Source organism: Flavobacterium palustre (assembly GCF_014639535.1).
Classification (GTDB): Bacteria; Bacteroidota; Bacteroidia; order Flavobacteriales; family Flavobacteriaceae; genus Flavobacterium; species Flavobacterium palustre.
Map to the genome: position 1 here is coordinate 59,313 of NZ_BMGA01000007.1, position 17,216 is coordinate 76,528.

10 protein-coding genes are annotated in these 17,216 nt (G+C 35.5%); all 10 read right to left on the minus strand.

The window, feature by feature from the left end; all coding sequences use genetic code 11:
• Positions 1–12 precede the first annotated feature (12 nt).
• Positions 13–1,848 (minus strand): metallophosphoesterase family protein, encoded by a 1,836-nt coding sequence (locus IEV84_RS12860; RefSeq protein WP_188494682.1) that lies wholly within the window; start codon positions 1,846–1,848, stop codon positions 13–15.
• 21 nt (positions 1,849–1,869) lie between these two features.
• A complete protein-coding gene (locus tag IEV84_RS12865; RefSeq protein ID WP_188494683.1) occupies positions 1,870–4,833 on the minus strand; it encodes a glycosyl hydrolase 115 family protein in 2,964 nt (987 codons plus the stop codon).
• Between the two features lie 4 nt (positions 4,834–4,837).
• Positions 4,838–5,824 carry a phosphatidylinositol-specific phospholipase C1-like protein gene (locus IEV84_RS12870; RefSeq protein WP_229732684.1) on the minus strand — a complete coding sequence of 329 codons (987 nt, stop codon included), beginning with the start codon at positions 5,822–5,824 and terminating at the stop codon, positions 4,838–4,840.
• Positions 5,825–5,931: 107 nt separating this feature from the next.
• Entirely contained in the window at positions 5,932–7,074 is a 1,143-nt protein-coding gene (locus IEV84_RS12875) for an acyltransferase family protein (protein WP_188494685.1), read from the minus strand.
• 2 nt (positions 7,075–7,076) lie between these two features.
• Entirely contained in the window at positions 7,077–9,311 is a 2,235-nt protein-coding gene (locus tag IEV84_RS12880; RefSeq protein WP_188494686.1) for an alpha-N-acetylglucosaminidase, read from the minus strand.
• A gap of 28 nt (positions 9,312–9,339) precedes the next feature.
• Positions 9,340–10,326, minus strand: coding sequence for a family 43 glycosylhydrolase (locus IEV84_RS12885; RefSeq protein WP_229732685.1), 987 nt, complete (start codon positions 10,324–10,326; stop codon positions 9,340–9,342).
• Between the two features lie 26 nt (positions 10,327–10,352).
• A complete protein-coding gene (locus IEV84_RS12890) occupies positions 10,353–12,647 on the minus strand; it encodes a GH92 family glycosyl hydrolase (RefSeq protein WP_188494687.1) in 2,295 nt (764 codons plus the stop codon).
• Between the two features lie 84 nt (positions 12,648–12,731).
• On the minus strand, positions 12,732–14,255 hold the full coding sequence (locus IEV84_RS12895; RefSeq protein ID WP_229732686.1) for a glycoside hydrolase family 28 protein: 1,524 nt from the start codon (positions 14,253–14,255) through the stop codon (positions 12,732–12,734).
• A 230-nt stretch (positions 14,256–14,485) separates the two neighbouring features.
• On the minus strand, positions 14,486–15,334 hold the full coding sequence (locus tag IEV84_RS12900; RefSeq protein WP_188494689.1) for a DUF4861 family protein: 849 nt from the start codon (positions 15,332–15,334) through the stop codon (positions 14,486–14,488).
• Positions 15,335–15,416: 82 nt separating this feature from the next.
• Positions 15,417–17,210, minus strand: a complete 1,794-nt coding sequence (locus tag IEV84_RS12905; protein WP_188494690.1) for a hypothetical protein — start codon at positions 17,208–17,210, stop codon at positions 15,417–15,419.
• Positions 17,211–17,216: the final 6 nt, after the last annotated feature.

The window sequence follows — 17,216 nt, forward strand, 5'->3', positions numbered from 1 at the left end:
TTTGGGCAAAATTTAGTTCTGAATGGTATTTCTTCTCAAATTTATAATAAATTTATCGGATGGAGCCCCATTTAGAAAACTTTTAAAAATAGAGCAAAATTCATAAAATGAAATTTCACCAGCAGTAGGTTTTTCGTTTTTTTTGTAATAATCAGTATATGAATTGATAATCATTTTATACTGCTGAATTCGGTCTTTGCCAATGTCTTTCAATGCCAGTTCATCAGCTGAATACATTCGATGAAAATCAAAAATCATATCAAAACCGGTCCAGTTTTCATTCTTATATTTTTCTATTTTCGAATGATTTACTTTGGCAAAAACGAATAGATTCTGTGCTTTAGCTTTTAGCATAAAGTCTTTAAATTCCTCTGGCCAATCCTTTTTAAGAAATCGGGTACGGACTAATTCTTTTAAATGCCAATTGGTGAATTCATGATAATTTTTAGATTCTAAAACACCTTTATCCCAAATATCGGGACTACCCATACTTTTTAAATAAGCATATTCCTGTTCGTATAAAGGAAATAATGTTTTGAAATTGGGAACTGAATCAATCGTAACCGTTTCGATTTGCATCTTATTTTTATTTTGAATTGTCAGGATTTTATATCCCGGAATATAAGCCGCTAATGATGGAATTTGAATATTGAACAAGGTTTTTCCGTTTTCGTATTTTCTAATTCCGGTATCATTCATGTGCATGTGTCCGGCAAAATGAAGCTGTACTCCGGCTTCTGCAAAAATTCTCGATACATCTTCAGTTGGAACTCTGTGCAATTGCATTTTATCTTCTCCAAATAACTTCTTCATCGTCTCTGAAGCATCATCATTAAATTCTACCATTGGATAATGACTAAAAGCGATCAGCGTTTTTCCTTTTTGCTTCGCTTCCTCAACTAGTTTTTTTGCCCAATTAATTAAATGTTTTTTATGAGTTAAAACCTGGTTGTACCCCACACCCGGACTATTGTAATTTAATGGATTTTCAGGATGCGTTTTAGCTGCTTCTTTTGGTACATAAACATTGCCATCAATAGCTAATAACCAAACATTATTCTGGGTTTCTATCAAATAACTTAAATCAGGAATTTGATTATTATAAGGCGGAATGGCATACGTTCTTTTTTCGAGAGTTGATTGTTCTAAAGCTTTTTCGAAAGAATAATTATCATAATTATAAGTTGTAAACGGAGTTTCCCAATATAAATCAGTCTTTTGAGGAAAAAAACCAAAATCGCCCAATTCGTTTAAAACTTCGGCGTAACCCATGGTACCAATATCTTTTGTAATCACAACAGGAAGTTCATCTGATTTTTTAGGAAGATACATTCCTTTTTTACTGATAATTACTTGCTCTTTCCCTCCTTCTCCAAGAAAATCTGTTTTTCCGGCATCCATCAAATAAGGTTTGGCAACATCATGATTTCCTGTGGTAATTATAAATTGGATTCCATGTTTTTCAGAATATAAATTCAGAATCTTTTTTAATCCCCGAATGTTTATTGGCTGACCATCATCACTAAAATCTCCGGGTAAGACTACGGTTTTTATATTTCTCTTAACCACATCATCGAGAGCTGCCAGAAACGCAAAGTAATTTTCATTGAATAATCTTGTTGATTCCAGCTGAGATTTCATTGTTCGCAACAAAGTATATTTCCCATCAGCCGGATTTCGAATTCCTTTGTAATCAGAATCTGAAAATCCTCCATACAAATCAAGCAAATGAACATCAGACAAGAATGCAATTGGTGTACTTTTAACTGTATTTTTCTTGGCAGAAGAGCAAGAAACAACAGCAAAAACAATAATTAAACACCCAATTACTTTCTTACAATAATTCATTCTAAAATATACATTTAAAATTTACATCTTCGTTTCCGGTGGAAAAGCATAGGAATCTTTCCAGCCTCCTAAATCAATCAAAATTTGGTCAATCATCACTCCCGGATCGACCATCCAAACTTTCAAAGTGTGCTTTCCAGCCTTATTTACAATTTGTTTCGCCGATTTTACAGCAGCATTTTTTAATGTGTTTTGCAACCATTCATCACTGCGCCCAAAAGTCTGAAAATCTAAAATCACAGGATCAGCATCATCAATCGCTACAGCACATCTTACTCCTTTTCCTTCATAAAAAGCATGCGTTGGAATCGCCTGCACTTTTACATTGGCCTGACCAAAGTTAAAACTATAAAAATCATATTCCATTACCGGGCTGTTACTTTTTATTAATTTTAAATCTACTTCCGAATTGGCTGTTCGAGGCAAAGCCACACTCACTTTTCCGGCATAACCAATGCCTTCAAAAGTCTCCCATTTGGCTGCTATACCCTCTTTTCTATTTGAATAATTTACTGCATTGATCGAAACATAACCTTTGTCTTCTATAAAACCTTTGTAATTTTCCAAATTAGCAAATTTCGGATTAAAAGCACTCACTCCAATAGTGATTAAAGTATCTTGACTAACAAATTCTAATGCCGAATTCACCTTATAACTTGGCGGAATTAATTGGTAATCGTGCCCTAATGGCGCTTCTTTTTTGTTTTCTCCCTGCGGAACTTTACTCCAGTCAATACTCACCCAAAGACGTTGCTGACTGTTTTCTTTATTATCTAAAGTTCCTTGCTGTTGCGAAATTTTAATCCAATCGGCTTTTGGTTTAGCCTGCCAATTTACCGTTCCCTCACCTTTCATATAAACATCAATATAATACTGATTCTTCACATAAGCATTAAAAACCGGCAGCACATCAGCATAGGAATTCTCGGTTCTGTGATTGACTTCCATTTCATAACTTTCTAACGCTAATTTTAATTCTGGCTTCTTTCCTGCAACAGCATTCGTTGACGTAGCCTGATCAAAAACGGGCAAAAAGCGTGGCGACATACTCATGATATGCTTCCACTTCCCACCAGCCAATCCGTTATTAAAATATTGGGTTTCTTTTTGAATTCTTTCAAAAGCTGCTGCTGATTTCTTCGCAAAAAATGCAGCACTTCCACGACCTTGTTCGGCAACAAATTTATTTTTATACGAATACAACCATTTATGATTTAAACTGGCTGCGCCAATAACTGGATATTCAACCAATTCGTAAAAAGCATCTTGACGATTCGCCGGAATAGCCGTTTTTAATTTTTCTACAGCATCCATTAATTTTTGGTAAGCATCTATTCTTTTAGAAACCTCATCACCATAATGGATTTGGGTTAGTGCAGTTGGTTTTGATTTCGTTTCCGGTTCTACCTGATTCCAAGCCATAAACTCAGGACGACGCTGAAAAGCCAAGTGATAATAATCAAAAAACAAATCAGTTATCGAATTAGCGTTTTGTGTTCCAAATTCTCTCGAAGCCCAGTATTGCATATGCGTTTTTACACTTTGACTTTTATCAAAAGGGTTCATATTCCAAGCCATATCCAGAAATAATTCGATATTGTATTCATGCGGCTTGATGTCGCCACAATTCAAAATCCATAAATCACGGGATTGAAATTCATAGGCTTTGGTCATTTCTTCCCACATCAAAACCGGATTGGTTGAATTCAACCACAAATAATCATGCGGACGTCCCCAATATGAAGTATGATAATAAATTCCCGCTCCTCCGGCACGCGTTTGTTCTTTCGGATTACTCAACTGACGAATGTATCCATAATTATCATCCGTCCACACCAGTTGGGCATCATCTGGTAGTTTCAGACCTTTTTGGTAATAATCCAAAACCTCTTTATAAGGAATAAATGCCTGCGGAATTTTGTTCGGTTCTTTACCAATTTCTTTTTTCAAAATAGCTCTTTGATCAGTAATTACCTGTTCTAATAATTTTACCTGAGAATCCGAATCATCTTCGCCCACAATCATTGGAGAATCATGCTCGCCACGCATTCCAACCGTGTAAATATTTTCAAAAGGAGCTGTTTCTTTGGCTCTTTTTCTGAAAAAATCTTTAATCACACCTGAATTGGTATCATAACGGTATTCGCCCATTGTTTTATGATTCCATTCGGCATTAATGTTACTCAACATCGGTTCAGCGTGCGAAGTTCCAACCACAATGGCATAATCATCGGCAACTTGTTTGTTTTTTGGAAACGAATAAAAAGCCTTGGTGCTTTTGTGCATGGCTGGCCAAATAGTATTGGCTCTTAAACGCAACAACAATTCAAAAACTTTGGCATAGGTTTTAGAACCGATATCGCCCGTTTCCGGTTCGAAAGTTTTAGCTGCCCAGGGCTGCAATCCCCAATCTTCATCGTTTAGAAAAATTCCTCTGTATTTCACCGATGGTGAACCATAAGTTTGTGTTTGAATATTTAAAACTAAATCCGTTTTTTTGTCTGGCGTAACATCAGCCCACCATTCCCAAGGCGAAACGCCAATCATTCTTGAAATTTCCAGCAATCCATAAGCCGTTGCTCTTCTGTCAGAACCTACAATAACCAATGCTTTTTTGATGGCTGCTGTTGGATTTTCAATGACTTGAATTTTATACGTTTCCCATTTTCCTTTTACATCAGTAATCGAAATTTTTTGTTTCGAAACCAAATTATCAATCCATTTACTTTGGCCAATAGTTCCAGCCATAATGGTTATTTCAGCATTATTTTTCGAAACATTTAATCGCTGATTAATAATCGAAAAAACATCATCAGCCAAAATTTTAGCCGCAATATGAACCACTTTGGGTTCTTTGTCTTCTACTAAAATGCCTGCTTTTTGTTTTTCGGAAACAATGGTAAAATCATTGTTTTGCGCCTTTGTTGCATTAGCAAAAAGAACAATAAAAACTATGAAAACACTATTAAACTTATTTTTGAACATGATTTTATTTTTTAATTCTTTCGAAACGGTTATTCTCAAAACTCACCTTATAAGATGATTTAAAAAGCGTGGACGGAATGTAATAATCTGTTGAAATCACTTGTGCTCCCGATGCTTTTGCTTTTTCAAACTTAGTATAATCATTCGCTCTGGCTTCGGTTGTTCCATCGTCGGCGCGGGTGCGAACCATATAACCTTTGGCTACTAATTCTTTGATATATTTAAAATTTTTAATCGGGTCATTGATTACTCTAAAAGCAGCCTCAGGATTTCCTTCTTTGCTGTTTACAAACAATACCCTGTTTTTCAAACTGAAATATCCTTCAAGATAGCGATTAATTTTAGTTTGATTTTCATCCAAAACAAAAAGAAATCTACCTTTTACATCCTTCAAATCTGGCCAGCCTTTTTTCAAAACAGCTTCTTCCAAAGTTTCAAATTTTCCCCGAACCAAATCAGGAGTAATCAATTTTGAATCGTTAAAAACCGAACGAATTTCAATATCAATAATATCTAAAGCCGATTTGGTAAAAGGCAAAGGCTCGCGCAACTTTCTGTTATTATCATCCTTAGCATTAATCAAAATAAAAATCGGCGTATGGTTTGGATTTTTATCCGACCATTTTTTCAGGGCTTGTAATCCTTCTTTAAAAAGCAAATAATGACTTCTGAAATCAATATCCTGAATATGAAACATTTTTAATCCCGGTTGAGCCAGCTTATTTTCCTTATCATATTCTAATGGTGTTGCCCCTAATGACTTCACAATTGCCAAGCCTTTTGGATTTGAATAATAACCTCCTTTAGGATCAAACAATACATCGTATTCTAAATTGCGAAGTCCCAAATCCAACTGTTTTTCAATTGAAATATGAGTGTATTGAAGTGATTTTGCCGCTAGCGAATCCTGTTGGAACAAATAATTCCACAATGGAGCTTCGATGGCAATTTTATAAGAATTATGACTACCAATCACCTGAATTGCATTCATTTTTACAGCTTTTTCTTTTTTAAAAGAAAGCAATAAAAACAATGAGAGAGAAAGCAGTACTATAATTTTATTTTTCAAAATCATATCAGAAGAATTTGCTTAGGAAATTAAATCCTAATATAAATACGCTTTTTATTCAACCACCATCCCAGAGACCAGCACACTAACATAAATACAATTGCGGTAACAAATGCTCCGAAACTTCCCGGAAAAACCGTTTGGAAAATTTTCTCGCTCACCCATTCAAAAGCATCCATATCCGAATTTACCGGAATAAGACGCAAAGTGATAAAAAACAACTCCGAAAACAAATAAATAAACAAAGGATTTTTACCAAAAATGGTACAGAATTCCACTCCAAAATGCGTTTGTTTTAATTCGATAAAATAAATTAAAACCGCCATAATAGATAAATCGATTCCTACGGTGTAAAGCACAAAAGAACCCGTCCATAATTTTTTAGAAATGGGTAAAACCAAATCCCACCAACGAGCTAAAGCCATTAAAAGAAAACCAACAATTAATAATTTGGCTATGCCTTCAAATGATTTTCCAATCCTTTGAATAAAAGTTCCGGCAATAAAACCTGCAATTACATTGACAATGGATGGTAGAGTGCTTAAAATTCCTTCCGGATCAAACGGAATACTGTCTCTTTTATAAATATGTCCTTCTCCCAAAACAGCCAAATCAAAACGAGTAGCAGCGTTTGTTGCCATTTCGAACTCAACTCCTGACTGTCCAAAAAAATATAAAATTGCCCAGTAGCCTAACAATAAAATTACTGATGTAATGATTGCTATTTTCTCTGACACATAATAAAAAATAACTGCCGTAAAAAAATAACACAAAGCAATACGCTGTAAAACCCCCATAACACGGGTTTCTGAAAAAGGCTTTAATTCCCAAACACCATCCATTCCCTGTCTAAAAAACGGAAACCAATACATTAAAAACCCCAACAGGAAAATAATGACGCTGCGCTTGATTACTTTTTTCCAAAATACCTCAGCCGCAGTTTCTTTCATTTTTCCCATCGAAAAACTCATTGCATTTCCCATTGCAAAAAGAAAAGAAGGAAAAACCAAATCTGCTAAGGTAAATCCGAACCATTCCGCATGAGTCAAATAGTCATAGAAATGAGCTCCTGTTCCCGGCGTATTGACCACAATCATTAAACAAATCGTCAATCCCCTGAATACATCAAGGGATAAAAAACGATTGGAATTTTGGTTAGAAATTGCATTCATGTTTAGTAATCGTATTTAATTGTTGGCATTTGCTCTGTAACAGGAATAATGCGAGAGCGGTATTTTTTGTGCAAAGCTTTAGCAATCACAACTGGATTACCTTTTGCTTTTACCGGAAAATCTTTTCTCTCATTTACCCATTTCCATTCCCATTCTTTAATTTTTTCATCAAAATTTTTCTGATCGAATGTTCCCCAATTGGCTTTTACATCTGCAAAAAATTGCTGCCATCTTGGTTTATAAAAATCAGTAAACAATCCGCTCCATTGCCTATTACTGTATTCATGCAATCTGTTATTAGCTCCACCCCAAAGTGTAATTAAATCACGGGCATTTTGCTCATACAACGCTTTTTCTTTCTCATCAATTCCCCAACTTCTGGCATCAGCAATCCATGGACCTAAAAGAAAATCATAACGCGTAGCCAACAATTGATCCATATCATCAATCAATTCAATAAACTCTTTTGCGTTTTTTTCAAATGCTGCTTTGTCATTGTTTTGATAATCTTTGGCAATTTGCTGTTGCAAAGGCAAAGCATAATTAGCTAAAACCTGACGCGTCACATCTACCAAATCGTATTGAAAACCATCTGATTTTTGATAAGCCGGAGCCGCTTTTACAAAAAGATCCCAAGCCGGCAATAAATCTTTTGAAGCATAATTTTGTTTGGTTCTTGCCCAGCGACGGAAACCTTCGAATGTAGGTCTTGAAACGATAATCGATTCCGCTCCATCACGAATTACCTGTCCGTTATAAACCGTTTTCACTAAAATATCCCAGGCTTTTGCAATATCAGCGTTTGATTTTCCATAACGATTCAAAGTATATTTTTGAAGCCATGAATTCAATTCAATTGGCGTATCTCTCCAGGTATTATCAGTCATTAATTCATACAAAACCGGATTTTGCTCGATAGCTTCCATTGTTAATCCAATTCCTTTTAATTTTCCTGATTTAGGATCTTTCAAGGCTTTTGCAGGTTCATTGGCAATGGCGTCAATACGCCCAAACAGTGTTATGTTTCCACCAAAATTATGCAACATATTCCAAATCCATTGTTTGCCATAGAAAGCTTCTGTACGTTTCCATATCGGTTCTATTTCTGCAGCCAAATCCAAAATAATCATGCGGTCATCAGGAACTGCATCCAGCAAACCTTTGATTTGCGGTGCTTCCCAAAACTCCCTGTGACTGTAAAAAAGCCAGCCCTGCATGACCCAAACTGCTTTTTCATCAGCTGATTTCATCCCTTCAAAAATCTTTTTACTTAAATCAAACAAATAAGCAGGATCATTGGAAGGTGGTGTATTTTCATTAAATGTATCTGCAGAATACAAATGATCGGTTCCATAAATCTTTGATTGCATTTCTAAGAATTTCTTCCCAATTTCGGCAAACAAAGGATCATTCGAATCTAAAATATAAGTATCCTCAAAATCATTCCCCCAATTCGTTTGCTTTAATTTAGCATTAGGAAAAAACTTTTTAAACGATGCCGGAACGTGTCCTGTGAAAGCCGGCAAAACTGTTTTCATTCCTAATTCGCGTTCTCTTTTTAAAATCTTAATTTGCAAATCACGATGCGTGTCTTTCCAGTTTTTAGACAAAGGTCCTCCCCAACCATCTAAATTTCCCATCCAAAACCAGGAGAAATAAGCCGGTCCGCTAAAAAAAGTATTCAAATCTTCATCTGTAAAACCATAGGATTTATACACTTCGTCCCAAATGTATTCTTCTCCGGTAATCGCCAATGGCATATTGATTCCGTGCAAAGCCATCCAGTCGATTTCTTTTTCCCAACGTTTCCAATCCCACCAACTCATACTGTAATTAAAGGTGCAATAGTTCAAATAATAGCGGTATTCGTAAGGTGTTTTTTTATGAATCAATTTAGGAACTGCCGGCAATTTCTTAGGCAAATTCAAATTGGTTCCATTCCATGTTATTTGGCAATGTGTAACATTATTGAGATAATAATATAATGCAGATGCAACCGAAACACCGTTGTTTCCTCTCAACACAATTTTATCTCCTTTAGAAACGATTTCAAACCAATCCTCTTTGGCTGAAGAATCGATTTCGATACTAAATTGCGACGCATGATTGGGTAAAATACGAGCAATAAGTTGGCTGGAAGCATTAGCTATTTCTGTCTCCGGCTTTGTCGATTGACTAACACCAGTTTCAAAAATAAAAACAATAAACAATATGACTAATTTAAGGTTGGTTTTCATCTTTTTATTAAGCTTATATTATACAAAATCAGAAACTGGAAACACCAGTAGGTTTTACTTTTAAAATGTTATGATTGGCATCAAAATTCAAACTGTCAATACAAATTTGGCGCAATACATATTTTTCTTTTTGTGGAAGAATTCGGTGGTATAAAATATAATCCTGTCCTTTTTCATTAAAAACTGAATGATGTCCCGGACCATAAGTGATACTATCTGAAGTAGTTTCCAAAATTGGACTATTCTTAGCTGATTCAAATGGTCCCAAAGGAGAATTACCAACAGCATATCCTACTTTGTAAGTCGCATCAATTGCTTTACCTGACGAAAACATTAAATAATATTTCCCGAAACGCTTAATCATGTAAGGCGCTTCAAAATAATCTTTAGGCGTAACTGCTTTTGGTTTTTCATCAAATGAAATCATATCCGAATTCAGTTTGGCTGCCATACAAGTTCCATTTACCCAATTAAATCCAGAACCCCAGTACAAATAAGCCTGACCATCATCATCAATAAAGCAATCGGCATCGATATTGTGTACCAAAGGATAATCTTTTGCTGAAATCAGTGGCGACTGGTCTTCTTTGGCATTTTTCCAAGGCCCTAACGGAGTATTACTCACCCCAACCCAAACTTCACTCCCAACTGAAACATACATATAATATTTCCCGTTTGCTGCTTTTCGTACCGATGGTGCCCAAACCATAGAATCTTTAGAATTTGGGCTTGTACAGGCTTTTTTTGTTGGCCAGTTTAAATGATGGCGTTCAAATTGTATAAAATCTTTTGTTGAAAACACTGCCAGTTCATCGCCACCCCAAGGATCAATTGTAGCGTAAATAAAAAAGGTATCTCCTTCTTTTACAATACAGGGGTCTGCAAAATATCCCGGTAGTATTGGGTTTGTGATTTTTGATTTTGCTTGTAAATTTTCCTTTTTGACAGGAAGTTTACACGAAATCAAAAACGTAGTCATCAACAAAATAAAAACACCCAGTTTCAAATTCTTCATCTTTATTATATTAATCTTCTATAAAATTATTCTTCAATTACTTCGTCTGATTTAGAAGGCGGAAGCTGTTTTGTTCCCCATGTTTTAGATGGCGTTGCTCCCATTTCAAATTCCAGCACACCACCTTTTACAATATCCTGATGCTCAATAAAAGCATTTTCAAATGGTTTTCCGTTTAACAAAACAGATTTGATGTATTTGTTTTTATCCGAAAAATTCTTCGCTTTGATAGTGAAATCCTTGCCGTTTTCCTGATGAATTACCGTTTGTTTGAAATAAGGTGAATTAATCAGATAATAGGATTGTCCCGCATTAGGATATAATCCCATCATGTGAAAAGCCAACCATGAAGACATCGCCCCTGAATCATCATTTCCTGGGATTCCGTTTCTGGAACTGTTGTAATTTTTATCAATAATTAGATGAATGCGGTCGTTACTCAAATCAGGGCGACCAATCCAATGGTATAAATTCGGACTCAAAAAAGAAGGTTCATTGGCCACATTATAAAATTCTTTATCAAAAAGTGTGTTCAAGCGCTTTTTGAAAGCCTCATTTCCACCTGTTTTTTTAATTAACATGGCTACATCATGCGGTACAGAAAGTGAATATTCCCAGGAACTGGCTTCGTAAAAAACACCACACCACCAGCAAACACAGTTAGGCCAATCCTGCGCTAAAGGCGAATAAGGCACATAAGAAATTTTACCATTAGTCGCCGCACACTGAATACTGTCCACCCATTTTCTATTCGAATCTTTTGGCATTATAAATCCACGCGAACCGTTGTCTTCAATATCTCTCCAAAGGTTTTGCCAATTATCTGATTGTTTAATAAAACGCCAGTATTCACCTTTGCGTTTGGTACCTTTTGCCACAATTGCCAAACAATAATCGTTATAGGAATATTCCAAAGTTCTGTTTCCGGAACGCACATAATCAGTTGAAACATAACCCAAACGATTGTAATCAACTAATCCGCCACGACCTTCTTTTTCTTCATTGCCACCAGGAGGAAACATCGCATCTTTCATCATCGCATCCAATGCCAACTTATAATTAATACCTTCCAATCCTTTTACAAAAGCATCTGCAATAACTACCTCAGCATTCGAACCACCTTGTGTACGTCCATTTGAATTTCCGCTTCTGGCTTCCGGCAAATAGCCATCGCGTTTATAAATTTGTAACATCGCATTTACAATATCAATCTCACGTTTAGGATCTAAAAGTGTGATTAATGGACTTGAAGAACGATAGGTATCCCAAATAGCATAAAAATCATCATAATATGGAGAATCATTTTCCCAAAGCGGGTTTTCGCCTGTACGATCTACCGGCATCAACATCGTATGATACAAACCAGTGTAAAACATGGTTTTCTTTTCTGTAGAAGCTTCTTTTTCAACCTCAACTCTTTGCAATAAATCTTCCCATTTTTGTTGGGTTTCGGTTAATTCTTTTTTGAAATCCCAATGCGGAATTTCTTTATCGATATTTTCTCTGGCTTTTAAACTGCTGATGAACGAAATTCCAATTTTCATATTCAGTGTTTTATTGGCTAAGCTTTCGAAAAACAACATCGCTCCCGTTTTCTTTCCGTTATCCACCTGATTTTTTTCATTTGGAAAAAATTGCTCACCTTTCCAAGTAGAGAAATTGGTAAACGGCTGATCAAATACTGCCGAAAAATAAACCGTATAAGTACTTCCGTTATTCCAACCACCACGAACTTTAGTATGACCGCGAACTTCGGTATCTGAAATTACTTCTACCTGCGACCCCACGAATTGCTGCGCTTCTCTTCCATCAGGAATAATGGATTCATCCAGATATCTTCCTAAGTCAACTTTGATTGCATTTTTAGTATTCGAATTAAAAACAAATTTGTAAAAAGCTGCTCTGTCTGAAGTCGTAATTTCGGTTTGAATATTCCATTTTTTCAATAAAGCACTATAATAACCTAAGGCTACTTTTTCGTTTTCACGAAGCGATTCCTGTTTAATCGTTTCAAAATCTCCCGAAATGGGCATAATAGAAACATTACCATATTTAGCTCCACCACCTGTTCCGCTCACATGCACTTGACTAAAACCATAAATAGGTTTCGTCATATCAGTAGTGAAACCACTATTAGCATTTAAGTCGTTATCCGGTCCTGGTTTAATCATTCCGTAAGGACATGACGGCCCAATGAAAACATTTCCAAGACCTTCTGACCCAATCATGGGATCAACAAAACGATGATTTTGTGCGTTCAAATTCCAACACTGTAACAACAGTGCTAAAGAAATAAAAGTGGCATTTCGGAGTTTATTCATAATTTCTATTTTTAATTCTCAGAATCATCAAAATTAATCCCCCTTCCCTCAAGGGTGTAATTTTGATGATTCTTGAGGCAATTTTTAAGGTATCGTTTTTATATTCGTTTCTTTTAAATCTAATTTGGATTCTGTCACATTTTCCAAAACAACTTGTTCATTTTTAGCTTCCGGTAAATCAATATTTTCCATATTCAGATTTTGAACATCATCAAAAACAAATGCGGGTCTAAAATCAGTATCGTCTAAACTAACTTTGATATTTTTAAAACGAATTCCATTGGCATGACGCACATAAAATGCCCAGGCCGGCAATTCGCCAAACATGGAGAATTCAGGATAATCCTGTATTTTTTCCGGAACGGAATCTAATCGATTTAGTGGTACATATGCCATTCCTTTCGTCGCTCTTCCAGGATAAGAAATAGTAATATTTTCAAGATTGACATTCTCTATTTTATAACCCGGAATCCCTACAATCGAAGAAGGAAACGGATTATGAAAAAAATCTACTTCAGGGCCTCTTAAATCATAATTGATATCCGGTCTTCCAAAAGGCACTTGTACCTTTATATTTTTAATATTCACATTTTTAATGCTTCCCGCTTTGTCACCACTGCGTTGTCCTATTCGAATAAAAATCGCATTGCCAGTATTTACGGCATTAATATTAGAAACTTCAATATTTTCGATAACGGCTCCGTCAACAGATTCGATAGCAATTGCTGAACGAAACGTATCAAAAACCTGAATATCTTTTATAACCACATTTTTGAATCCGCCATAAGAAGCGGTTCCAAATTTTATGGCACTAGCACTGGATTTTATCGTACAATTAGCGATATAAATGCCATCATTAGCATATCCCGGATAATAGGATTTCAAACAAATACCATCATCGGCGGTGTCTAAATCACAATTAGTTACCTTAACATTTTTACAATCGGTAATGTCAATTCCGTCATTATTCCAGTACGAACGATTGACCACTTTTAAATTATCAATAATCAAATTCGAACACAATTCAAAAGACAATCCCCAGCAGGATGCAGCACCCACTTCTAAACCTTGAATTTCAACATTTTCACATTGAGAAAAACGAAACAACTTCGGTCTCATGGTTTCATTTGGACGGTTTCTTTTAATCGTATAATTAGGATCAACCGCAATTCCGGCATGATGCAAACTGTCAATATTTAAAGCCAATTGCAAACCTTGTCCATCAATTTTTCCTTTTCCGAACAGTTTTATATTCGTTGCTTTATGTGCCAAAACTAAAGCAATTTGTGAATTATCATCTTTCTTTGGAGAATCAGGTCGACCAGGAAAATCCATTTTATAATAATCTTTTGGATTGGTACTTCCTAATAAAACAGCTCCTTCTTCCAGACGAACACTCACATTGCTTTTTAATTGAATACTTCCTGATAAAAATTCCCCTTTTGGAAAAACTACAATCCCGCCTTTACTTTTAAAAGCGGCATCAATAGCTTTTTGGATAGCTGTTGTATTCAATGTTTTTCCATCTGCTTTTGCACCATAATTCGAAATCAAAAACTCTTTTGGAGCTTTGTTTTTATTTTGCGCATGAGTATTCCAAGCAAACACAAAAAGGCTTATTAATAAGCATACAAAAAACAGTTTCGACTTCACTTTTATCATTATATTTTACATTAAAAACTAATAATCAACCATTTAAAAAAACTTCTTTTTTAAACAATGGCAAAAAAAAATAGTGCACAGTTGACACCGATTGATTTTCAAGTATCAACTGTGCACTATTTTTTGTAATTCAAAATTTCAAAATCTTACAAAAAATAAGCGCTCGTATTTAAGTCTTATTTAACGTAAGCTTCTAACTTTTCTAAGTTATTAATCTCATTTTCTTTAGCACTAGCTGAAACAATTTCAGTAGTTAAATATTTAGCCGGTTTAGAGATTAATAAATATTGAGTCCCATCATCAGTACTTTTTACATAATCCTTAGGATTGTATTTAATTGCTGCTCCTACCTCTACTACTTCGGCTGCAACGTCTTCAGGATGTTTACCCCAAACAGCGATATAGTTTTCCCCTTTTTTAGTTGCACAAGTTTTGAAATAATTTACCCCTGTTACAAACTGAACGTTTTCTCCGTTTAAACTAAAAGCTTCCACCTTAGCTTCTCTTTTCCCAGAAAATACTGTTACGCGAACTTTGATATCAACCTTTTTTCCTTTGTAAGGAACTCCTCTGGAAATCATTTCCATATAAGAAGTCGTTGCTGTTTTCCCTACGTGAGCCAAACGATTCGTTACCGGATTTAACGGCACTACCTTTTCACCATCCCATAGTTTAACTCCTCCTAAACCTACTGTCGCACCTACTTTATAATAATCGGCACCCCATCCTTCTTTTTGTTGTTCAGCAGTTGGATACCAATGTGCTGCTTTCAACTCCAGTCCTTTCTTCGCTTTATTGTAAACATCAATTGCCACTTTATCACTAAAATAGATTCGCAATGCCATCCATTCATTTTCTACCGCAGGCCCGTGATGTCCTATAGTTTGATATAAATCACCAGATTCTGAACCAATATCTGTCAAATAACTAATTTTGTCGGCTTTCATATACAAACTATTGTCTGTATTATTCTGTCCAAAACAAAATGCGGTAAACAGCAAAGCAGCCATAAATGATAATTTCATAATTTCAATTATTTAAAAGTTTATACTTAATTTTCGTAAAAATAAGTAAACTTTCTGCAATGCCCGAAAAATTCGTTTATAATTAACTTATTGTCAATTTATGATGAAATGGGGTAAAACCTGTAATATAAACATGAACGCCATCGGTACGTAAAGTTCCCTGATGATAGGTATATGCTTCACTATCCAAATTATTCACGTTTTGATGTTCGACTAATCCCGGCCCTATTTCAATACTGTTTTTTCCCATAACTGCTTTGGCAAAACCTGATTTCAGGAAATAATTTCCTTTTTCGCCCAATGTTGCTCCTTCAATTTGAGTTCCTTCTTTGAAACACAATTCGATTGTAATTTCAATATTTGGCGGACCATCTACCTTAACATCTAAGTTTAATGCGCCATTATTTTCTTCAATTTCTATAACCGTAGTTTGTTTTTTGACATTACTCGCGATTCGGTTTTCAAAGTCCATTTTGTTCCAAAACCTTCTATCTTTTGATTCTGATAATTGATAATCCCCATCAGCCTTTCTGTATTCCGATGTTAACGGTTGGTAATAATCTCCTTCTTTGATTTCTTTTAAAATGTATTTATTACCAATCTTTTCTATTCCTTCACTACTGAAATAGCCCATTCTAAAAAAGGAAGATGACATTCGCATGTATTTCAAAATGGCATCTCCTTTTCGATACATTAAAAAATTAGGATTAGACGATCTTCCTGAAACAATTTGAACCGGTATATCGTTGCCTCCAAAAAGCGTTATCGACGTTTTTCCTCTTCGAATTCTGGCTAAATTGGAAAGGGCAAAAAACTTCTCAAATTCATTTTCCAAATTCACTTCGACAGGAAGCAGCTGCTGCAATTCCGGATTTTCCATAAAAGCAATTAAAGAATCTGACAAGATATATTGATCAAAATCAGCATTCTTTTCAATCAAATTTACCATATGGGTAAAAATTGGATTGCCAGTATGTATAGCCATATAACGGTATTGCAAATAAAATTTAGTCACTGTGATATCCATAAACTGATCCTGTCTTCTGGAATCTACTGTAACCAAATCACCATTAGCTTCTGTATAATAATAAGTAGTAGTCAGGTTTTTTTGAACCTTGTCTAACAACTCCGGTTTATTTAACAAACGAGCCATCGTAATTAAGGCTTTGTCTATAACTGCCGAATAAATTCCGCTTCGTTCTGAATAATGTCCATCCTGATTAAGATAAATCCCCTCGGCCAACCAGTCCTCAATTCTGTTAGTATACCTAACATCCGGATACAGCGAATTGATATTGGCCAAAGCCGCACTGATCACCCATCTATGATTTGGAGTATGCACGCCCCCCGTTATCATGGCTTCGCCTGCATTTTGAATAAACTTCTTTAATTTCTCTTTTACTGAATCTAAATTTTTCAGCTTATTGTGTTTCAAAACCATCGCAGCCGAACAAAGGTATTCCAAAACAAAAGCCGTATCCGGTGGCGATTGTCTATTTCCTCCTGCATCAACCGTTCCGTCACTGTATTGTCCTTTCAAAATAATATCAGCAGCCTGATTCAAACGTTCTACTACAATTTCCGACTTATAATACTCTGATTTCTGGTGAGATACCGAAGCCGTCATAGCGGCTATATCAGCTGCTACAGGCCGAAAATTACTCAAACGAACATCCGAATTTACAAGAGGTTTTTGAAAAATATTTTTCACAAAAGCATCATTATGCAGAATGAGTTTTTTCATCAAAGCTTCATCCACCTTAGTTGCCGCGGCACTAAAAAATCCATCATTTGCAAAAACAGTGTCGCTAACCAATGCACCAAGCAATGATAGACTTCCTAGTTTTAAAAATTCGCCACGACTAATAGGATTCATCTCTTT

Bases quoted from the DNA above. Each gene is read 5' to 3' on its own strand.
- IEV84_RS12860 (WP_188494682.1), bottom strand. From the start codon at position 1,848: ATGAATTATTGTAAGAAAGTAATTGGGTGTTTAATTATTGTTTTTGCT.
- IEV84_RS12865 (WP_188494683.1), bottom strand. From the start codon at position 4,833: ATGTTCAAAAATAAGTTTAATAGTGTTTTCATAGTTTTTATTGTTCTT.
- IEV84_RS12870 (WP_229732684.1), bottom strand. From the start codon at position 5,824: ATGAATGCAATTCAGGTGATTGGTAGTCATAATTCTTATAAAATTGCC.
- IEV84_RS12875 (WP_188494685.1), bottom strand. From the start codon at position 7,074: ATGAATGCAATTTCTAACCAAAATTCCAATCGTTTTTTATCCCTTGAT.
- IEV84_RS12880 (WP_188494686.1), bottom strand. From the start codon at position 9,311: ATGAAAACCAACCTTAAATTAGTCATATTGTTTATTGTTTTTATTTTT.
- IEV84_RS12885 (WP_229732685.1), bottom strand. From the start codon at position 10,326: ATGAAGAATTTGAAACTGGGTGTTTTTATTTTGTTGATGACTACGTTT.
- IEV84_RS12890 (WP_188494687.1), bottom strand. From the start codon at position 12,647: ATGAATAAACTCCGAAATGCCACTTTTATTTCTTTAGCACTGTTGTTA.
- IEV84_RS12900 (WP_188494689.1), bottom strand. From the start codon at position 15,334: ATGAAATTATCATTTATGGCTGCTTTGCTGTTTACCGCATTTTGTTTT.
- IEV84_RS12905 (WP_188494690.1), bottom strand. From the start codon at position 17,210: ATGAATCCTATTAGTCGTGGCGAATTTTTAAAACTAGGAAGTCTATCA.